This is a genomic window from Neisseria sp. DTU_2020_1000833_1_SI_GRL_NUU_006, from assembly GCA_032388755.1.
In the GTDB taxonomy this organism is placed as follows: domain Bacteria; phylum Pseudomonadota; class Gammaproteobacteria; order Burkholderiales; family Neisseriaceae; genus Neisseria; species Neisseria sicca_C.
On record CP135593.1, the window covers coordinates 1196550 to 1215305 of the forward strand.

Annotated in this window: 19 protein-coding genes and 1 pseudogene; 7 read left to right on the forward strand and 13 right to left on the reverse strand. The window is 53.1% G+C overall.

Annotated elements, in window-relative coordinates; all coding sequences use genetic code 11:
* Window positions 1-134: 134 nt before the first annotated feature.
* Window positions 135-536 carry an RNA-binding S4 domain-containing protein gene (locus tag RSJ68_05875; GenBank protein ID WNU98242.1) on the forward strand — a complete coding sequence of 134 codons (402 nt, stop codon included), beginning with the start codon at window positions 135-137 and terminating at the stop codon, window positions 534-536.
* A gap of 148 nt (window positions 537-684) precedes the next feature.
* Here RSJ68_05875 and RSJ68_05880 read toward each other — a convergent pair whose 3' ends face one another.
* The 3 genes from RSJ68_05880 to RSJ68_05890 form a co-directional block, all read right to left on the reverse strand.
* Entirely contained in the window at window positions 685-1803 is a 1119-nt protein-coding gene (locus RSJ68_05880) for a hypothetical protein (protein WNU98243.1), read from the reverse strand.
* A 244-nt stretch (window positions 1804-2047) separates the two neighbouring features.
* Window positions 2048-3805 carry an exodeoxyribonuclease V subunit alpha gene (recD, locus tag RSJ68_05885; protein ID WNU98244.1) on the reverse strand — a complete coding sequence of 586 codons (1758 nt, stop codon included), beginning with the start codon at window positions 3803-3805 and terminating at the stop codon, window positions 2048-2050.
* A gap of 64 nt (window positions 3806-3869) precedes the next feature.
* On the reverse strand, window positions 3870-4076 hold the full coding sequence (locus RSJ68_05890; protein WNU98245.1) for a hypothetical protein: 207 nt from the start codon (window positions 4074-4076) through the stop codon (window positions 3870-3872).
* Between RSJ68_05890 and rlmJ the strand changes: the two genes are divergently transcribed.
* The 4 genes from rlmJ (at window position 4020) to RSJ68_05910 (ending at window position 7964) form a co-directional block, all read left to right on the forward strand.
* Window positions 4020-4865 carry a 23S rRNA (adenine(2030)-N(6))-methyltransferase RlmJ gene (gene rlmJ / locus RSJ68_05895; GenBank protein ID WNU98246.1) on the forward strand — a complete coding sequence of 282 codons (846 nt, stop codon included), beginning with the start codon at window positions 4020-4022 and terminating at the stop codon, window positions 4863-4865. The two genes, RSJ68_05890 and rlmJ, sit on opposite strands and share 57 nt — an antisense overlap.
* Before the next feature lie 103 nt (window positions 4866-4968).
* Window positions 4969-6027 (forward strand): DNA polymerase IV, encoded by a 1059-nt coding sequence (gene dinB, locus RSJ68_05900; protein ID WNU98247.1) that lies wholly within the window; start codon window positions 4969-4971, stop codon window positions 6025-6027.
* A 130-nt stretch (window positions 6028-6157) separates the two neighbouring features.
* Window positions 6158-6889 (forward strand): phosphoadenylyl-sulfate reductase, encoded by a 732-nt coding sequence (locus tag RSJ68_05905; GenBank protein ID WNU98248.1) that lies wholly within the window; start codon window positions 6158-6160, stop codon window positions 6887-6889.
* Window positions 6890-7205: 316 nt separating this feature from the next.
* On the forward strand, window positions 7206-7964 hold the full coding sequence (locus RSJ68_05910; protein ID WNU98249.1) for a carbonic anhydrase: 759 nt from the start codon (window positions 7206-7208) through the stop codon (window positions 7962-7964).
* 142 nt (window positions 7965-8106) lie between these two features.
* Here RSJ68_05910 and cysD read toward each other — a convergent pair whose 3' ends face one another.
* A complete protein-coding gene (cysD, locus tag RSJ68_05915; GenBank protein ID WNU98250.1) occupies window positions 8107-9021 on the reverse strand; it encodes a sulfate adenylyltransferase subunit CysD in 915 nt (304 codons plus the stop codon).
* Window positions 9022-9292: 271 nt separating this feature from the next.
* Between cysD and cysG the strand changes: the two genes are divergently transcribed.
* Window positions 9293-10708, forward strand: a complete 1416-nt coding sequence (cysG, locus tag RSJ68_05920) for a siroheme synthase CysG (protein WNU98251.1) — start codon at window positions 9293-9295, stop codon at window positions 10706-10708.
* An 84-nt stretch (window positions 10709-10792) separates the two neighbouring features.
* Here the strand turns inward: cysG and RSJ68_05925 are convergent, their stop codons facing one another.
* A complete protein-coding gene (locus RSJ68_05925) occupies window positions 10793-11011 on the reverse strand; it encodes a YdcH family protein (GenBank protein ID WNU98354.1) in 219 nt (72 codons plus the stop codon).
* 439 nt (window positions 11012-11450) lie between these two features.
* Window positions 11451-11579 (reverse strand): hypothetical protein, encoded by a 129-nt coding sequence (locus RSJ68_05930; GenBank protein WNU98252.1) that lies wholly within the window; start codon window positions 11577-11579, stop codon window positions 11451-11453.
* A 29-nt stretch (window positions 11580-11608) separates the two neighbouring features.
* On the opposite strand from RSJ68_05930, the pseudogene RSJ68_05935 reads away from it, so the two are divergent.
* Window positions 11609-12401: pseudogene (locus tag RSJ68_05935) on the forward strand (IS5 family transposase).
* Window positions 12402-12717: 316 nt separating this feature from the next.
* Here the strand turns inward: RSJ68_05935 and cas2 are convergent.
* The 7 genes from cas2 to cas5c all read right to left on the reverse strand — a co-directional run bounded on the left by cas2 (window position 12718) and on the right by cas5c (window position 18700).
* The gene (gene cas2 / locus RSJ68_05940; GenBank protein ID WNU98253.1) at window positions 12718-13011 is read right to left on the reverse strand and encodes a CRISPR-associated endonuclease Cas2; all 294 of its coding nucleotides are present in this window, start codon (window positions 13009-13011) and stop codon (window positions 12718-12720) included.
* Window positions 13012-13085: 74 nt separating this feature from the next.
* A complete protein-coding gene (gene cas1c / locus RSJ68_05945) occupies window positions 13086-14099 on the reverse strand; it encodes a type I-C CRISPR-associated endonuclease Cas1c (protein ID WNU98254.1) in 1014 nt (337 codons plus the stop codon).
* 10 nt (window positions 14100-14109) lie between these two features.
* The gene (locus RSJ68_05950) at window positions 14110-14667 is read right to left on the reverse strand and encodes a hypothetical protein (protein ID WNU98255.1); all 558 of its coding nucleotides are present in this window, start codon (window positions 14665-14667) and stop codon (window positions 14110-14112) included.
* 40 nt (window positions 14668-14707) lie between these two features.
* Entirely contained in the window at window positions 14708-15358 is a 651-nt protein-coding gene (gene cas4 / locus RSJ68_05955) for a CRISPR-associated protein Cas4 (protein WNU98256.1), read from the reverse strand.
* 14 nt (window positions 15359-15372) lie between these two features.
* Window positions 15373-16239: a type I-C CRISPR-associated protein Cas7/Csd2 gene (gene cas7c, locus RSJ68_05960; GenBank protein WNU98257.1), complete on the reverse strand. Its 867-nt coding sequence runs from the start codon at window positions 16237-16239 to the stop codon at window positions 15373-15375.
* Between the two features lie 11 nt (window positions 16240-16250).
* Window positions 16251-18029: a type I-C CRISPR-associated protein Cas8c/Csd1 gene (gene cas8c, locus RSJ68_05965; protein WNU98258.1), complete on the reverse strand. Its 1779-nt coding sequence runs from the start codon at window positions 18027-18029 to the stop codon at window positions 16251-16253.
* Window positions 18026-18700, reverse strand: a complete 675-nt coding sequence (cas5c, locus tag RSJ68_05970; protein ID WNU98259.1) for a type I-C CRISPR-associated protein Cas5c — start codon at window positions 18698-18700, stop codon at window positions 18026-18028. The genes cas8c and cas5c overlap by 4 nt, the downstream gene beginning before the upstream one ends.
* Window positions 18701-18756 lie beyond the last annotated feature (56 nt).

Here is an 18756-nt window from a genome sequence, read left to right on the forward strand (position 1 = left end):
GCAAAACGGCAGATAATCGGGCGGATGCCTTTTCAGACGACCTTTTGCGGATGATATAGTATATCTGCACTAAACAAATGAAGTGCCGTATCTTATGATAAACTTCCATTCAGTTCAATCATTTCAAACAGGCTATGAAAAACGAACACGACAATACGGCGATGCGGCTCGACAAATGGCTTTGGGCTGCACGCTTTTTCAAAACCCGCGCACTGGCTCAAAAACATATCGAATTGGGCAGGGTTCAGGTCAACGGCGCCAAAGTCAAAAACAGCAAAAACATCAGCGCGGGCGACATCATCGACCTGACGCTCAATTCGCTGCCTTACAAAATCAAAGTATTGGCACTCAACCACCAGCGCCGCCCCGCCCCCGAAGCGCGTCAGCTTTACGAAGAAGACATGAAAACCGCCGCCGAACGCGAAGCGCAGAAACAACTCGACCAAGCAAGCCGCATCAGCGCGGCGTATCCCGACGGCAGGCCGACCAAACGAGACCGCCGCCAACTCGACCGCATGAAACGCGACAGCTGGTAGGATTCGGAGTTTGTCTTGGTGGAATCGTACTTTTCAGACGACCTTTATCAGGAAACAGGTAAAGGTCATCTGAAATCTTATCCGAACTAAAACAGGCAGGTTTTCCCTGCCTGTTTTTTCGTTTCTACAAAACCTTTATCCAAAAGTCTTAGAATTTGTATTCCACCTGACCGCGCAAGACGTTGACGTCTTGTCTGCTTGAACCGGCAGTCGGGGTAACTTGTTTGCCCGCCAAGTAAAAGCCTGACACTTTCCAGTTTTTCCAAGGAACGTAGGTCGCGCCGACTTGTACGCCTTGTACGTTTTTACTGTAGTCTTGTACGGAAGATACGCCCGAAAGCGCACCGACGCGGCGGTAATTCAGGAAGACGTCGTAGGAATTGCGGACTTTCCAGTCGGCGAGTTTGTAGCGGACTTCGGTGAACACGCCGTCGTTTTTGATTTTTTGTCCTGCGTCGTTATAGGCTTTGATGTTGGACTTGCTGACCGCCGCCATCCAACGCCAATCGTCGTTGAATTTGACATCTGCGCCGATTTCGCCGAAGACGGCGTTTTTCTTCGCGTCGCGCACGTCTATGTCTTTCATGTAGCTGACGGTTGCGCCGACGTTGATGTTTTCGTTAATCGGCAGGCTGCTTTGAATGGCGGCGAAGTGTTTGCGGCGGCCGCCTATGCCCCATACGTTGTCGTTGAGGCTGCCGGTACGGCGGCCTGCGTAAATTTTGGTGGGCAGGGTTTTGTTGTCAAAGAAGATTTCACCGCCGGTTACTTCCGTATCCCAGACACGTCCGTAGGAGGAAAATGCGCCGAATTTACCGACGCGGGCTTTGATGCCTTCGGTAATCGAGCCTTCGGCATACAGTTTGTTCACGGGAACATCATGGTCGCCGTTGAATTTGCCGGTTTTCAAGTCGATGTTGGGTTCGATTTGGGTTACCAGTTTCCAGTCTTTATAAAGTTTGGCGCGCAACCAGAATTCGGCGTTGAAATTGGTATTGGAGGCGTCGGGCGTGGGATTGGTGCTGCTGTTGTTGGCATTGATGTCTTTGGTGTCGGCACGGACGCGGAATGTGCCGTTTACGGTCAGCAAATCGTTGAAAATACTGATTTTGTCCTCGTCTTTGCGGATGACGCTGCCCGAATTGACGTAATCGCTCGTCGTTGCCAATGCGGCGGCATCGCGCTCTACGCTAGCGGTTTCTGCAAATGCGGTGGGTAATGCCGCCAAGGCAGCGCATACAACGGCAAAGTTTTTTTGGATATTCATGCCAATCTCCGATTGAAGGGTAAAAGGTATTTTTAACAAAAATTCCTAATCAATATTTGTTAGAAATTTACTAATTTTTGTAATCGAACGGCTGTAATCCTATGAAAGACGGCACAAACCGTCAAGAAGATTTAGAGTATTATGCTTATTTCCAAACTGATTTTGACGCATATCAATAGAGAAAGGTCGTCTGAAAACTCCCGGCAGCATCCGTTTCGTTTTCAGACGACCTTTAGGGTTTGATTCAAGCTTTCGGCACGAACATCGCGTCCAAGATGTCGCCCAATGCCGTGCGGCGGGTTTTGCGGGTCTCCACCGCCAACCGCCATTGTTCTTCATTTCCCCAAAAGACGAAGCGTTCCCGTGCGCGGGTGATGGCGGTGTAGAGCAGCGCATTGTTTAAGCCCGACAGCGCGTCATCCCCGCCCTGCTCTATTTTCCCCGACGGCGGCAGCAGCCAGACTTCCCGATATTCCGAACCCTGGCTTTTATGCACGGTCATGGCGAACGCGGAATCAAACTGCGGCAGGCGGCTGATGGCGATTTTTTTGAAACCGTCCGCATTCGGAAAATACGCCGCCAAGCCGTTCGCCGATTCCGCGTCGGGCATAATCAGCCCGATGTCGCCGTTGAACACTTCCAGCGTATAGTCGTTGCGCGCAATCATGATGATTTGTCCCGCGAACCACGGCGTATCCGCGCCAGCCCGATGTTTGCGTTGCAGATAGCGGCAATACTCTTCGTTGAACGCCTCCGCGTCCTGCCGCCATGCCGCCAAAACGACCACATCCGCCGCGTGTCCGAATGCCAGCGCCACATCGTTTTTATCGACTGCCTGCCAGTATTTTTCGTGTTTGCGGTAAAGCAGCTCCACCTGCTGTTTCAGACGACCTTCGCGGATTTCCAGCTCGTTGGGGAACAACGTAAACTGCGCCCAACCTTCCCCGCTCTTACCCGACACAACCGACCTCGCCAAGCAACCGATGCCGCTGTCTGCACCGAAACGGTGGCTGACCGTCAGTTGCGCGACGTTTTGCGACAAAGCCGGCGGATTTTCCTCCACGGGGAAACCGTGTTCCGGCAGATAAATGCTCAGCTGCTCCGCCGTCTCCTTATCCAAAACCGTCCGTCTCGACAACGCCGCCAATACCGCACCAACGCCGACCGAGGGCAGTTGGAACTCGTCGCCCAAAAAAATCACACGGCAGCCCGACGGAATCGCACGCAGCAAGTGAAGCAGCAAGGAAACATCCAACATCGAAGCCTCATCCACCACCAACACATCCAAAGGCAGCGGACGGTTGCCGTCAAACGCAGGCAGCATTTGCGGCGGGCGCAGTTTCAAAAGGCGGTGAACCGTCTGCCCTTCCAGCGCGGACAAATGATTGCGCACCGCATCCGGCATCTCGAAACCGTCCACCGCCCGATGCAGCGCGCGTGCCATATGCGCCGCCGCCTTGCCCGTCGGAGCCGCCAGCGCGATACGTGGCAGGCGCGTGGCAGAGTTGGTGCAAATCAGCCCCAAAAGTTTCGCCACCGTCGTCGTCTTGCCCGTACCCGGTCCGCCCGTAATCAGCATAAACGTCTGAAGCAAGGCAAGCCCCGCCGCATCCCGCTGGCCTTCACTTCCTTTATCGGCAAACCAGCCGGACAAGTTTTGCGACGCGCTCATCCAATCCACAGGCTCGACTTCCGCTTCTGCCAAACGCTTGATTTCAGCCGCCAAATCATGCTCGAGCTGCCACATCCGCCCCAAAAACAGCTTTCTGCCCTGCAACACCAACGGCGACGCGCCCTGCCCGACCGTCGGCGCCAATCCCGCCAATTCCTCCGCCTCGCCCTCATCCAGCCAAACAAACGAATGCCCGTTCTGCAAAGCCGCAAACAGCCGCAACACATACGGCGTCTGCACCGCAGCATGCTCCGGTACGCAACGCTCCAGCAAATGCCCGGCCGCTTGAGCGGCGACAAGGTTCAAATCATCGGCAGTATTCTCAGCCATCTTCGTTTCCCGTATTGAAAAAAGGTCGTCTGAAAACGGACATCCAGTTTTCAGACGACCTGTATTATATCGGACAAAACAAAAATTTCCGCGACGGCAGCCTGTCAGGACGGTTTACTTCCAGCGCAATCCCAAGGTCGTCTGAAAGCCCGGCAACAGTCCCGCTGCATTTGCGGATATAATCGCCCTTCCCTGTTTTCAGACGACCCCTGCCATGCTCAGCTACCGCCACGCCTTCCATGCCGGCAACCACGCCGATATGCTCAAACATTTCACCCTCTTCCTTACACTGGAATATTTCAACCTCAAAGACAAACCGTATTGGTATATCGACACCCACAGCGGCGCAGGTTTGTATGATTTGCGTGGCGAGCAGGCGCAGAAGGTCGGTGAATACCGGCAGGGGATTGCACGGCTGCTTCAAGCAGATGCGCTGCCTTCGGATTTGTCCGACTTTACCGGTCGTCTGAAAGAAATCCTGCCCGATGAAAACCTCTACTGCGGCTCGCCCTGGCTTGCCCGCTTTCTCACCCGCGACTGCGACAAACTTCGCCTATTCGAGCTTCATCCTGCCGATTTTGCGCATTTGCAAAACAACATGAAAGAAGCCCGCCTGGGCAAACGCGGGCAAATCTCGCAAGCCGACGGCTATCGCGGACTGATTTCGCTGCTTCCCCCGCCGCCGCGCCGCGCCGTGGTACTGATCGACCCACCCTATGAGGAAAAACAGGATTACCGCCGCGTCGTCCAAACCCTGCAAGACGCGCTCAAACGTTTCGAGTCGGGCTGTTATCTGGTTTGGTATCCCTGCTTGAACCGCGAAGAGAGCCGTAAGATGCCGGAACAGTTGAAAAAACTCATGCCCGAAAATTACCTTCAAGCCGAGCTTTATGTTCACAAAGCTCGTGAAGACGGCTTCGGTATGCACGGCAGCGGGATGTTCGTCGTCAATCCGCCCTATCTGCTGGCAAAAAAATTGGCGGATACGCTGCCCAAGCTGACGGAAATTCTGGCTCAAGATGATGCGGCGCGTTTCGTTTTAGACTATCAAATCAAATAAACCGGCAAAGGTCGTCTGAAAACTGGAAAACAGTTTTCAGACGACCTTCCCCTATCGTTTTCCGCTAAAATACCCGTCTCTTTTTCCTTCCTGACCGTCTTCAATGTCCCAGCGCAAAATCATCCATATCGACATGGACGCGTTCTACGCATCGGTGGAACTGCGCGAGCAGCCGCATTTGAAAGGGCTGCCCGTGGTCGTCGCGTGGGAGGGCGCGCGTTCGGTGATTTGCGCCGCATCGTATGAGGCGCGGCAGTTCGGGCTGCATTCCGCGATGTCGGTGGCGACAGCGAAAAGGCTGTGTCCGCAAGCGGTGTATGTGCCGCCGCATTTCGATTTGTACCGTCAGGTTTCCGCGCAGATTCACGCCGTATTCAGGCGCTATACTGATTTAATCCAACCCCTGTCGCTGGACGAAGCCTATCTTGACGTGACCCATAATTTCAAAAACATCCCTTACGCCAGCGAAGTTGCCAAAGAAATCCGCGCCGCCATTTTTGCGGAAACCGGCCTGACCGCTTCCGCAGGCATCGCGCCGAACAAATTTTTGGCGAAAATCGCGTCGGACTGGCGCAAGCCGAACGGGCAATTCGTCCTGCCGCCGCACAAAGTCATGGCATTTTTGGAAACCCTGCCCTTGGGCAAAATCCCCGGCGTGGGCAAGGTAACGTTGAAAAAAATGCAGTCGCTGGGTATGCAGACGGCAGGCGATTTGCGCCGTTTCGAGCGTGGCGAACTGTTAAACCATTTCGGACGCTACGGCTACCGCCTCTATGATTTGGCACGCGGTACGGACGAACGCCCCGTCAAAGCCGAACGCGAACGCCTCCAAATCTCCACCGAAATCACCCTGCCCGAAGACCTGTCGCTCGAACAGGCGGCAGGACATCTGCCCCATCTTGCTGAAGACTTGTGGCGGCAAATCTCACGCAAAAACGTCGAAGCCAAAGGCGTAACCCTCAAGCTGAAAACCCACGATTTCCGCATCATCACCCGCTCCCTGACCTACTCTTCCGTCCTGCCCGACACCGACGCCCTGCTTTGCGCCGCGCAAACCCTGATGCAGCGCGTGCCACCCCAGCGCGAAGACGCCTTCCGCCTGATCGGCATAGGCGTGAACCACCTCGTGCCGAAAGACCAGCAGCAATCGCTTTGGTTATAAAGAAATAGAAAAGCATTCTTTCCCCTTCGCGCGAGACCGCCCGACAATAATGTTCCGTACAAACTTTCAGACGACCCCTTTTGCCGCAAGAGGGGTCGTCTGAAAACAAAAACCAAGGAACAAGCCAACCATGTCCCTCTTCCGCCCCCAGCTTTGGTGCATCCCGACGACAGGCGAAGCCGAACGGCGCCAGCTGCCCGAGTTGACCGCCACGCTCGAAACCCGCCTCAAACACATTGCCCGCCGCTATCCGCAAGCCGTCTTCGCCTCCAGCCTTGCCGTCGAAGACATGATCATTACCGACGCCATCTGCCGCCTGAAACTCCCCCTGCGCATCATCACCCTCGACACAGGCAAGCTCAATCCCGAAACCGCCGCCCTGATTACCGCCGTCAACGTCCGTTACCAAACCGAGTTGGAAGTTTTCCACCCCGACCCCGAAAGCGCGCGACAGTTTGAGCAGGAATTCGGCGCAACCGCCATGTACGACAGCGTCGAGCTGCGCCGCCGTTGCTGCCACATCCGCAAAATCGAGCCGCTCAACCGCGCCCTGAAAAACGCCCCCGCCTGGCTGACCGGACAACGCCGCAGCCAATCGGCAACCCGCAGCGAATTGGATTTTGAAGAAACCGACCAGAGCCGCAACATCGTCAAGTTCAACCCCATTTTCGACTGGGAAGAAAACGACGTCTGGGCATACGCGCAAGCCTACGACGTCCCGCTCAATGCCCTGTATTTCCAAGGCTACCCGAGCATAGGCTGCGAACCCTGCACCCGCCCCGTCAAAGCAGACGAAGACATCCGCGCCGGACGCTGGTGGTGGGAAAGCAAGGACAGCAAAGAATGCGGCCTGCACAAATAAACCTTGGCAGGCATGACAGAAAAGTCGTCTGAAAAACCGAATTCAGGTTTTCAGACGACCTTTTTCACGAGTCGGCTTTCCTTAAATTTTTAAGGTGTGAAAAATAGGCATTTTCTATTTCAAATTATTATCAATTTTCAAAACGACAACATCGTTTTGAAAAAATGAATTCGCCTTAACTTCATAGCATTAACAGAATTAACCCAAGAAGGCTTGACCTAATGATTTAATATGGCTATGGTTAAATAAAAAATAACAATAATCTACATACGCACCGCAATGCTTTTCCCCTCCTCCTCACAGAAAGGATATTGCAATGCCCTGCTTGACCCGTACGTTACCTCGTCTGACTGTTTTCCTGCTGTCCACCTTCGCAGCATTCTCCGCCGCCGCACACGGAAACCACACCCATTGGGGTTACACCGGACACGACTCCCCCGAAAGCTGGGGCGAGCTTTCTGAAGAGTTCCGTTTGTGTTCCACAGGCAAAAACCAATCCCCCGTCAACATTACCGAAACCGTCTCCGGCAGACTGCCTGCCATCAAAGTCAATTACAAACCGAGCGCGGTTAACGTGGAAAACAACGGCCACACCATCCAGGTCAATTATCCCGAAGGCGGCAATACCCTCAGCGTGAACGGACGCACCTACACCCTGAAACAATTCCATTTCCACGTCCCCAGTGAAAACCAAATCAAAGGCCGCACCTTCCCAATGGAAGCCCACTTCGTCCACCTAGACGAAAACCGCCAGCCTTTGGTATTGGCAGTATTGTACGAAGCCGGCAAAACCAACGACCGCCTCGCGCCTATATGGAACGTGATGCCGATGAAAGAAGGAAAGGTAAACCTCGACAAAGCCTTCGACGCCGGCACCCTGCTGCCGAAACGGCTGAATTACTACCGCTTTGCCGGTTCGCTGACCACGCCGCCGTGCAGCGAAGGCGTATCGTGGCTGCTGTTGAAAACCTACGACTACATTGATCAGGCGCAGGCAGAAAAATTCACCCGCGCCATCGGTTCACACAACAGCCGCCCCGTCCAGCCGCTTAACGCGCGCGTTGTCATCGAATAAACGTTAAAGCCGTAAACGAAAAGGTCGTCTGAAAACCAAATTTAGGTTTCAGACGACCTTTTTTCGCTCTTCAGCACAATATTTTCGGAACAAAGTCCTCGGCTTGGGTTTCAACTCAAACTGATTTCGCCTGCAGCTCCGCTCAAAAATACCCCGCCTTTTTGCGCTCTTCCATCGCTGCTTCCGACACGCGGTCGTCCATGCGTGTGGCGCTACGTTCGGAGATGGTGGCCGCTGCGGTTTCGGCGATGATGTCTTCGGGCGTGGCGGCGGTGCTGGCTACGGGGCAGGTGCAGGAAATGTCGCCGACGGTTCGGAAGCGCACGTCGCGGATTTGGGAAACTTCGCCTTCGCGTTTCGGCGTCAGCGGGGTAACGGGGACGAGCAGCCCGCCGCGTTCGACGACTTCGCGTTTGTGGCTGTAATAAATCGGCGGCAGCGTGAGGTTTTCGCGGGCGATGTATTGCCAGATGTCGAGTTCCGTCCAGTTCGAGATGGGGAACACGCGCATGTTTTCGCCGCTGAATAGCCGCGTATTGTAGAGCGACCACAGTTCGGGACGCTGGCTTTTCGGGTCCCATTGTCCGAATTCGTCGCGGAACGAGAAAATCCGCTCCTTCGCCCGCGCTTTTTCCTCATCGCGCCGCGCGCCGCCCATCAGCGCGTCAAAGCCTTGTTCTTCAATGGTTTCCACCAGCGTCACCGCCTGCGCGGCGTTGCGCGAATCGGTTTCGCGGCGCAGGACAACCGTGCCTTTTTTGATGGAATCTTCGACGCTGCCGACCACCAGTTGCACGCCCGTGCGCGCCACGGTTTCATCGCGGAACTGAATCACTTCGGGATAATTGTGCCCCGTATCGATATGCAGCAGCTTGAACGGCAGCTTGAGCGGGCGGCCTTCGAGTTTGAACGCTTTGACCGCCAGCGCCAGCAAAACGACGGAATCCTTGCCGCCGGAAAACAGCAGCGCGGGATTTTTCGCTTCGGCAACGACTTCGCGGATGATGTAGATGGACTCGGCTTCGAGCCAGTCTAGGTGGTGGTTTTGAATAGACATATTGTTCTCTTTAGCAAAACTCGGATAGGCGGTACTCTAAAGAGGTCGTCTGAAAAACGGAAAGAATGGTTTGTTTGAAGCAAAGATGATTTCGTTATATTGGCGGGGTCGTCTGAAAAGGGATTGGCGTTTTCAGACGACCTTTTTGCCGCGCGACAACGGAAACGGCACATATAACCAAATTCGATAAGATAAGCAAAAACCATTCTTTCCGCCGAAGCCTGCGGGATTTTAAGATGGGCGGAACGATAGCTTAATAAGAGAACACGCCATGAACCATTATCCCCTGTTTGCCGATTTGAACGGCCGCCCCGTCCTGCTGGCGGGTGCGGGCAAAGTGGCGGAACGCAAAGCCGAAAGCCTGTTGCAGGCAGGGGCTGCGGTCAGGGTTGTCGCCCGCGAACTCAATCCCGTTTTCCAAAAATGGGCGGAGGAAGGCAAAATCGAATGGCTGGGCAGCGAATTTCACGAGGATTATTTGGACGACGTATTTTTCGCCGTCGCCGCCACCGACGATTACGCTTTCAACCGCCGCATCTTCCAAGCGGCGGAGCGGCGGGCTAAGCTCTGCAACACCGTCGATACTGCGGATTTGTGTTCCTTCACCGTCCCCGCCGTCATCGACCGCAGCCCGCTCAAAATCGCCGTCTCCAGCGGCGCAACCGCTCCCGTTTTGGCGCGCAAGTGGCGGCAAATCATCGAAACGCTCATCCCGCTGCACACCGGTCAAATGGCGGCACTCGCCGGCAAATGGCGCAACGCGGTCAAAGCCAAAATCAAAGGCACGGCAAACCGCCGCCGTTTTTGGGAAAACCTGTTCGACAGCCGCTTTAACGCACTCGCCGCCCAAGGCAACCTTGATGCCGCCGAAGCAGAACTTGCCGCGCAGCTTGACGGCTTCGGCGCGGCAAAAGGCGAAGTCGTCCTTGTCGGCGCAGGCCCCGGCGACGCAGGGCTGCTCACCTTGCATGCTTTGCAGGCGATACAGGCGGCGGATGTTGTGTTCCACGATGCTTTAGTTTCAGACGACGTCTTAAGCATGGTGCGCAAAGACGCGGACAAAATCAGCGTCGGCAAACGCGGAGGCTCGCACCACGTCCAACAAGAAGAAACCAACCGCCTCCTGGTCGAATACGCCCGCCAAGGTTTGCGCGTCGTCCGGCTCAAAGGCGGCGACCCCTTCGTTTTCGGGCGCGGCGGCGAAGAAGCCCAAGTCTTGCGGCAGGCAAACATCCCCTACCGCATCATCCCCGGCATCACCGCCGCACTGGGCGCGACCGCCTACGCAGGCATCCCCCTGACACACCGCGACTGCGCCCAAAGCGCGCTCTTCGTTACCGGGCACAGCAAACACGACGGCCACCAACCCGACTGGCGCACGCTCGCCCTAAGCAACCAAACCCTGGTCGTCTATATGGGCACGCTCAAAGCCGCCGAAACCGCCGAAAAACTGATGGCGCACGGACGCAGCGGCGACACACCCGTCGCCATCGTCTCCAACGGCACGCTCCCGCACCAAAGCGTCGTGACAGGTCGTCTGAAAAACCTGTCCGAGCTGGCAGAAAACGCCCCGCGCCCCGCGCTGATCGTCATCGGCGAAGTCGTTTCCCTGCGCGACGAGTTGAAATGGTTTCAAGAAAACCCCGCGCAAAGCCGCCTTCACACGATGCACGAACAAGTCGCCTGAAGCATTGGTTCAAACTGTTTAAACAAACAAAAGGTCGTCTGAAAACCCCAATCCGGTTTTCAGACGACCTTATTCAAATCCCGATTACTTGCCTGAAGCCTTTTGCAACAGAGCGTACAACTCGTCTTTCAGTTTCAATTTGGCTTTTTTCAGCTCCTCAATTTCTTCAGAACCGCTGGTAACAGGATTATTAACCAAACCTGTAATCTTATCGTCCAACTCATTATGCTCGTCAAACAGACGGGCGAAGTGGGCGTCTTCTTGTTTTAATTTGGAAATTAAATCGCGATATTCCGGAAACATTTTGTTTTCCTCTTTCGTTAATATGAATAAAACGGCGCAATGCCAAGAAAAGTATGTAACTGCCAGTAGTTTTATTATAACAAAGCTGCCATTTTTATCCAGCCCCTTGCCAATCAAATCCTGCATTGCATCAAATTTATCCGACAGCCCGAAGCTGGAAAATCTGATTTGATCAGAACAGAACAAATCCGATTACAGTCGTCTGAAAGACAGAGATTTGATGGATTGACGATTTCCTATTCCACAGATAATTTTTCAGACATAACCATCAAGAAGCAAATGGTTAAAGACGGTTTAAATCAGTAAAACACAGTCTGGTTTCGACATATGGTTAGCGAAACCTGAGACGTCCTGACAGTCTACGCTGTGGACGTTTTTGTTTCAACACACAGCCGCCCGAAGGCAGCTGGCACATCGTCCCCGTCAATCAAATGCGAGGTCATCGTTTCAACACACAGCCGCCCGAAGGCAGCTGGGATGGCAGTCGAATCACTGACAAGCCTTGAAGCGGTTTCAACACACAGCCGCCCGAAGGCAGCTGGGTGATGACGACTAAGAACGTGTTCATTGTCTCAGCCTCTGCTGTAAACTATCGGCATGAACAGAAAAACCTACCCAAGCGATATCAGTCGCGAGCAATTTGCGCCTCTCCTTCCCCTGCTGGAAAGTGCCCGTAAACACACAGCGCCACGCCAGGTGGACTTGTACGATGTCTTTTGTGCCATTCTCTACCTGCAACGCACTGGCTGCTCCTGGCGCGCTTTGCCGGGCGACTTCCCCAAATGGCGCACCGTGCATTCCTACTTCCAGAGATGGACCGAACCACGCGAGAGTGGTATCAGCATCCTTGAGGAAGCATTAAAAAAATCAGGTAGTTGCGCAGCGCCGCAAGCAGGGGCGCCATGAAGCAACTACTTTCCTGATTATTGATGCGCAGAGTGTGAAGAACACGGATACCGCCATGGAAAAAGGCTAAGATGCGGGCAAGAAGGTTAGCGGTATCAAGCGACATATAGCGGTTGACACGCAAGGTTTGCCGCATGCCCTTGCGGTAACGACGGCGGATGTTACGGATAGAAAAGGCTGCCTGGTGGCATTGGAACATGGGCGGGATAATCTTGGTGCGATACAAAAAATCCTTGCTGACGGTGGTTACACGGGTAAGGCATTTGCTTCGTCGGTACAGGAGTTGATTGGTGCGGAGGTAGAGATTGCCAAACGAAACGAATTGCACCGTTTTGCAGTATTGCCGAAGCGATGGGTAGTAGAGCGCAGCTTTTCCTGGTTGGAAAAGAACAGGCGGCTTTGGAAAAACTGCGAGCGTAAGTTGAGTACCAGTCTGCAAATGGTAGCTTTGGCTTTCTTGGGAGTCCTGCTACGAAGACTATGAACACGCTCTAAGAAATGCATCAGGTGCGGCGTTTCAACACACAGCAGCCCGAAGGCAGCTGGCTCTGGTGGGGATGGGCACAACCCAATTCCATAGTTTCAACACACAGCAGCCCGAAGGCAGCTGGCGCCTCTCTCAAAAGCCTTGCTCCATCAGGTTTCGCAGCCCCGATTTCGCTAAACTCTCAAGAAAAGCGTGAACGCGAGTATAACACAGCCTTGTCCGTTACACCCGCATTCGCAATATCCTGATTGTTAAAGAACAATCCCAATTCGCCAACCCTGCCGCATTTTCATGAGAACTACAGGTTGGCGATTCACACAATCAACGTATCCTTAAACACATCTACCGCCGGTTTTGCGCCGTGGTGTTCCACTTTCCGTCGCCATTTGCTGCCCAGATGGTAAAAGCGCAGGCTGTCAGTTTCGGGATTGTAGGTTTTCAGAAGTTTGTCTTTCAAAACAACCCACTGATCGGGCGCGATGTCGCATTCGAACACTGAATACTGCACGCGCACGCCGTAGTCCAGACACAATTTCGCCACGCGCCGCAGCCTAGCCTGCCCTTCTGCGTCTTCCAGCGAAATATCGTAAGTAATCAGCATTAGCATTTTGTATTCCCATGTACAGGCTGCTTTAGAGGTCGTCTGAAAACATCCAACCCGATTTCAGACGACCTGCAAACCTATCTCATCAAAAACGGCGGGTATTCCGCCAAATCTCCGCGCAAGTGCCGTGCCAACAGCATCGCCTGAATATACGGCAGTAGCCCGATTTCCACTTCCTCGCCTAAAAACGGATGAACGATTTTCTCCTGCTTTTTCGCCTGCAAGGCTTGGAACACGAGCTTACGCGCCTCCGCTTTTAAGCTCACCGCGCCGCTTGCCTCGGTAACGAAATCCTGCGGTTTGATTTGCCCTCGGTTAATCAGCGACAACACCAGCCTGTCTGCCCACCATGCTCGGAATTCTTCCAAAATATCTTGCGCTAAGCTGTCGCGCCCCGGTCGGTCGGCGTGCAGAAAACCCACCTGCGGATCCAGCCCCACGCCTTGCAGCGCGCCGCTGATGTCCTTGCCCAAAATACTGTACACAAACGACAAGAGCGCGTTCACTCCGTCTCTGGGCGGACGGCGGTTGCGCCCATCAAAAATAAAGCCGCTTTTTTCGCTCAAAAGTTGCCCGAACACTCCGAAATAACGCGCCGCCGCATCGCCCTCAATGCCGCGTACCACGTCCAGCTCCGCCGCGCCCTTCAACTGCCGCAGCGAAATGTTCAAAGCATCGACCGCACTTTGAATCGCCGCATTCTCGCCGTAATTGCGAATCTGTCGCTGAAGCACCCGCTTACTCGCCTGAATCTTCGCCGCAATGATATTGCGCGCAATCGGCACAGGATTTTGCTCCGACACCCGATACTGCGCCCGACGCAGCAGCACATTGCCGCTCTGCCGCCCTTGAAGCCGTCCCAAGAAACGCCCGTTTTCCGTAAAAAACGCCAAATTCACATTATTTTCGCCGCAAAACCCCAGCAGAAAAGGCGACACCAGCACATTTCCAAAACAGAAAATATGCCCGATGGAATGCACCGGCAACTGCGCTACCTTCTTACGCTCCTGCTCCACCACCAGCGTCTCCCGCTCCTTATGCAGATAACTGCCTTGGGTGGTGATGTAGAGCGTGTTTTGCAGTTTGCGCATGGGTGTATTCCTATCTATTTTCTAAACTACTAGGCTTACCAAAAATTCCTTTTTCATATACCGCCAACCAATCTAAAAAACTAGACACTAAAATGTGGTCATTTATGTTTTTATGACCAGGTCCTTTCTTAACGATACCAAGGAAATTTTCAGGTAATAATGGTGCTTTGTTTCCAAAGTACCAAAAATCTTTACATATTAGAACATTCGTAGAATTCAAATCATGGCTCATATTGCCTTCATCATGGAAAGGGTTATTTAACTGAGTCCAAGTTCCATTCTCTCTATAATAGATATTATCTCCTTTTCTTCTTAAAATATTTTCATCACTTGGTTTTTTAACTTGATATATGGGATTTTCAAAATATTCATTCATATTCACTACATCCGATACTTGAGCTGCATAAATCAATCGATTTTTATAAGCTCCTGTGCTAGAGCCTATTCCAACAAGAATATCCCCTATTTTTGCACTATTTCTTATTTTGGGTTTGCATGTGGCGAGAGTTAAAAAGCCACCATAAGGATTAGGAGCAAAGCCATAATCATGTGTAATGATATAACTCATTATTTTCATAATCTCATCTCTATTAAATAATCTAAAATCACTATTCCCCAAACAACCCCGCCACATACCCCACACTCCTATCCCATTTCCCCAGCAGCTCCGGCTGACAAATTTCCACCAGCGAGCAGGCTTTGCAGCGTTTGCCGTAGTCGGGCGGCGGGGTTTGGCCGCTGTTTAGAAGTTCACGCACGGCGGTGATGGTGGCGAGTGTTTGGGCGCGTAGGTCGTCTGAAAATATGATGGGGACGCGGTGGCGGGTTTGCATGTACCACAGCGCGCCCTCAGAGACGGTTTGCCCCGTCATTTCTTCCAAACACAAACCTTGGGCGCAAAGCTGGATTTCGTCCATCGGGTCGGGTTTGGGCTTGCCGCGTTTGTATTCCACAGGTTTCAGACGACCTGTTTTCGTTTCCACTTCCACCAAATCCAACACGCCGCTGATGCCCAATTTTTCCGCCGAAACATGCACCGTCCGCTCAAAGCGCACGCCCTTGCGCGTTTCCGGCTCGCCCGAATCCACCCGCTCATGCAGCGCCTTGCCTTGCGCGGTCAAATAATTTTCCGCCCACGCCTGCTCATTGTGAATCAAGGCGCATTGACGCGGGCAGAAGGCGTAGTGTTGCAGGGCCGAAAGGGGAATCAGGCGCGTGTCCTGATTTTCCCTTTGGATTTCGGCTAAAAGTGCGGTCATCTTTTTAAGTGTTTTTAAAGCAGTTCTTCCACACTCACGCCATTGAGGCCGTCTGAAACCACGCTGATTTTGTAATCGCCAAAACCGCTTGCGGGCGTACCTGATTCGCCGTTTACGCGTTCGACTTTTACGGCGTCAAACAGTTTATGTGCAGGCTGGCTGCCGAGTGCGCTGTCGTGTTTAAAAACAATCAGTTTGCGTGCCGCCATTTCGCCACGGGCGGCGGAGCGGTCGTGTTCAAACATTAGTTGCAGGGATTGCCAGAGTTTGGCTAAGTCGTCGTCTGAAAAACCGGTTTTAGCGGCAAGGTTTGCGGAGATAAAGCCGTGCACGCGGTAGAGCGCGTAAGGGACGATGTATTTGCGCCCCATTGTGCGTTCTTTTTCCAAGTCTTTTTCGTTGGTTACCGCCATGCGGGTGATGGAAACTTCCAGTGGCACAATCGGGTCGATGGATTGGGCGAACGCCAGTTGTACCGGGCCGCGCACTTGTCCGCTGTTGACTTCGGTGGTCATCACAGCTCCGAAGGTGCGGATGTCGAAGAAGTTTTTACACATCCATGCGGTAATGTCGCGGGCTTTGGCTTCGTTTTTTGGCAGTTTTTTGGCTTCCGACTCAATTCCGAGTGCCTCATAAGCGCGTTTGTTTTGCAGGTTTAACACGCTTTTTTCTTTAACGTAGATTTCGTAACCGGCTTCGTTTTCGCTGCTGATTTCTACAAAATTACGGATTTTGCGCTTCAGACAGACATCGGTTACCAAGCCTTTGCTGGATTCAGGATCAAGACGCGGCATATTGCCCGCATCGGGATCGCCGTTGGGGTTGCCGTTGGTTACGTCAAAAAAGTAAACAAATTCATAGCGGTTTTGAATGGCAGACATTTTCTAGCTCCTTAGTTTTCAATGGTTTCAGCGGTTTCTTTTTTGGCAAAATAGCCTTGTTTTTGGTGGTAATAGCCGATGGCGAAGCGGCCTTGCTCGTCAATGCTCAAATGGCGCGGAAAGGTTTCGGGCAGTTTGGCAATGATTTCGCCCAAATCTTTATCCAAATTCACCGCCATGCCGGCTTTGTCTTTACGCAAACGCGACAAATGGTGTTTTGCACCCGACAAAAGGCGCGGAAAAACCGAAAACGGCACGGCGGATGCAGAGCCATAATAACGGTCGGCAATACCGGCATTTAATTCGCCCAACGCCTGATATTGAATGCGCTCCAACACGGCAAACAGCCGCCCTAAAAGATAGGCGCGATTCGGGCTTTCATTGTTCAAACTCATAGGAACTCCTTCTTCGATAAAACCTTTTCTAAAACGCCGCTCTAATACGGCTTTCATCATTGCCACGCGCAGTCCGTTTACATCGCCGTCGGCGCGGATTCGGGTAATCAGTTGCGACAGCAAACTTAAGGGGTACGGCGTGCCGCAAATCACGGCGCAGGTCATTTCACCTGCCAATACGGGCGAGATATTTTCACTTTTGCCCAATACGGCAGTTTGCAATAAGAGTCGCCAAATAGATGGCGGCGTTTTCCACGCGCAAGGCTCAAGGGCTAAATCTTGCCAATGCTGCGCCAAATTTTCCGCCAATTGCCCAAACGTGGTGTCCAGCCAAAAGCGAACAGAAATCCGCGCGGCATTGGGGGCAAGCCCTAAGATATAAAAACGGGTATTGGGAGAGAGTTCGGGCGCAATTTCTTGCAGCGGACGACCTTTGCCAATTTGTTCCAATACGTTGAAAACTTTGGCGCTTTCTTGTTCGTCATCCGGCGGCGTGAACACTTGCGCGAAAAAGCCTTCGGCAGCCTGCGCCGTGGCGTTATCGTCCGCTTCCGCCCAAAAGACCGTGCTGGCATCGCCGATGGTCAGGCAGTGATTATTTTCGCGGCGCAACAGATAGTTCAGCGCAGTGGTGTAGGCAAAGGCGGATTGTTCGGAAACAGGGGCATTTGCGCCTTGCTCCTTGCCAAAAGAGGCAAAGGCTTCTTTGTTGAACGAAATAATCGAACCGCCGGAGCTTTGTCCGCCAAACACGCCTTTAATCGCAGGATGCAGCCGTGCAATCGGGGCTGTATCGCCACTAATCAAGCACAAGCCCTCAAGCGCCTCGTCGCTTTTCAGGCAGCCTGCCCACAAGGTTTGCGCGGCTTCGCGTTTATGAATAAGTGCGGTCGGTTTTTCAAGAGAAAATGCGATGTTGGCATCGAGCATTTCGGCAGGCAGATTTTCGGCAGCGAAATGTGCAGGCTGCCAGTTTTGCAGAAAACGGCACAAGGCTTGCAAGCCTTCATCGTCGCTGTTTTGCAGTAAATCGAGATGGTATTGCTTGAAGGCGTCAAAGGTTTTTTCAGACGGCGTAAACGGTTTTTCTTTGGCTTCGGCTTTGTTTTTATTGGCTTCTACGCCAAGCGCGTAGGCGGTTTTATCCCACAAAAAATTCGGTTTGATGCCCGACGTGCGTTTTTCAGGGCGCGGCACACTCATCAGCTTCGGCTGCGGCTTTTTATCGGCAGTCAGATTCGGCACAACGGTTTTCAGGCGACCTTCTTTATCCAACACCAAAATCCAGCCGATTTTCTCCTCGCTAAAGCCATAAGGTGGTACTTTCGGATTACCCATTTCATCGTTTTCCGCTGCCAAACGGCGGTAATAGCGGGCAAGGGACGCAAGAATCATGCTTTCACCTCCTCGGCGTAAAACGGCGGCACATCAATCACGCCCTCTTTCATTTGTGCGCGGAAAAAATGCGGCGTGTTGCCGTGGTCAAAATCAATATCGTGCAGCATCCAGCCTAAATCGCGGTTTACCTCGTTTTCCGATAACGCCGACGGCGGCAGCGGCTCGCCTTCGTCAATCAACGCAAAATCGGCAGGAAATTCACGCACGCCCAAACAAGGCTGCTGAAAGCATTGCCCCTTTTTCGCACGGCGTTTGAACATCTCGATATGCTTGGTAACGGTCTCATCCGCGCCTGCTTTTGCCGTCAGCACCGCATGGGCTTCAATCACATAAGCCACGTCTTTAAGCACCGTCGCCGCGCGCTGCTGGCGATCGTCTTCAATCAGCGTATATAAATCGGCAACATTCTTGCGCTTCATCGCGCCGCTGACCTTACCCGCCGAAATCTTGCCACCCAACTCATTGCGCCGCACCGACTCAAACCGAATCGGCTTCAACACATAAATCCGGTCAATCACCCACCGAATCGCCGGCTTCCAATGCACCGCCGCCAAAATCCCGCGCGCCGCCGACGGCGTGATGACATCATAAGACACCCGCTCCACCTTCATCTCCGGACGGGTAAAACAGGCATAATCGCCCCAAACGTGTAGGCGGATTTGGTTCATTTGGTTCTCCTTTTGGTTGGAAAGTGCGGTTTCAGACAACGTTTTGAAACGTTAGC

What these genes read in the sequence shown, in the direction of transcription:
- RSJ68_05875 (WNU98242.1), top strand. Translation starts at nt 135, where the DNA reads ATGAAAAACGAACACGACAATACGGCGATGCGGCTCGACAAATGGCTT.
- RSJ68_05880 (WNU98243.1), bottom strand. Translation starts at nt 1,803, where the DNA reads ATGAATATCCAAAAAAACTTTGCCGTTGTATGCGCTGCCTTGGCGGCA.
- recD (WNU98244.1), bottom strand. Translation starts at nt 3,805, where the DNA reads ATGGCTGAGAATACTGCCGATGATTTGAACCTTGTCGCCGCTCAAGCG.
- rlmJ (WNU98246.1), top strand. Translation starts at nt 4,020, where the DNA reads ATGCTCAGCTACCGCCACGCCTTCCATGCCGGCAACCACGCCGATATG.
- RSJ68_05890 (WNU98245.1), bottom strand. Translation starts at nt 4,076, where the DNA reads ATGTTTGAGCATATCGGCGTGGTTGCCGGCATGGAAGGCGTGGCGGTA.
- dinB (WNU98247.1), top strand. Translation starts at nt 4,969, where the DNA reads ATGTCCCAGCGCAAAATCATCCATATCGACATGGACGCGTTCTACGCA.
- RSJ68_05905 (WNU98248.1), top strand. Translation starts at nt 6,158, where the DNA reads ATGTCCCTCTTCCGCCCCCAGCTTTGGTGCATCCCGACGACAGGCGAA.
- RSJ68_05910 (WNU98249.1), top strand. Translation starts at nt 7,206, where the DNA reads ATGCCCTGCTTGACCCGTACGTTACCTCGTCTGACTGTTTTCCTGCTG.
- cysD (WNU98250.1), bottom strand. Translation starts at nt 9,021, where the DNA reads ATGTCTATTCAAAACCACCACCTAGACTGGCTCGAAGCCGAGTCCATC.
- cysG (WNU98251.1), top strand. Translation starts at nt 9,293, where the DNA reads ATGAACCATTATCCCCTGTTTGCCGATTTGAACGGCCGCCCCGTCCTG.
- RSJ68_05925 (WNU98354.1), bottom strand. Translation starts at nt 11,011, where the DNA reads ATGTTTCCGGAATATCGCGATTTAATTTCCAAATTAAAACAAGAAGAC.
- RSJ68_05930 (WNU98252.1), bottom strand. Translation starts at nt 11,579, where the DNA reads ATGAACACGTTCTTAGTCGTCATCACCCAGCTGCCTTCGGGCGGCTGT.
- cas2 (WNU98253.1), bottom strand. Translation starts at nt 13,011, where the DNA reads ATGCTAATGCTGATTACTTACGATATTTCGCTGGAAGACGCAGAAGGG.
- cas1c (WNU98254.1), bottom strand. Translation starts at nt 14,099, where the DNA reads ATGCGCAAACTGCAAAACACGCTCTACATCACCACCCAAGGCAGTTAT.
- RSJ68_05950 (WNU98255.1), bottom strand. Translation starts at nt 14,667, where the DNA reads ATGAGTTATATCATTACACATGATTATGGCTTTGCTCCTAATCCTTAT.
- cas4 (WNU98256.1), bottom strand. Translation starts at nt 15,358, where the DNA reads ATGACCGCACTTTTAGCCGAAATCCAAAGGGAAAATCAGGACACGCGC.
- cas7c (WNU98257.1), bottom strand. Translation starts at nt 16,239, where the DNA reads ATGTCTGCCATTCAAAACCGCTATGAATTTGTTTACTTTTTTGACGTA.
- cas8c (WNU98258.1), bottom strand. Translation starts at nt 18,029, where the DNA reads ATGATTCTTGCGTCCCTTGCCCGCTATTACCGCCGTTTGGCAGCGGAA.
- cas5c (WNU98259.1), bottom strand. Translation starts at nt 18,700, where the DNA reads ATGAACCAAATCCGCCTACACGTTTGGGGCGATTATGCCTGTTTTACC.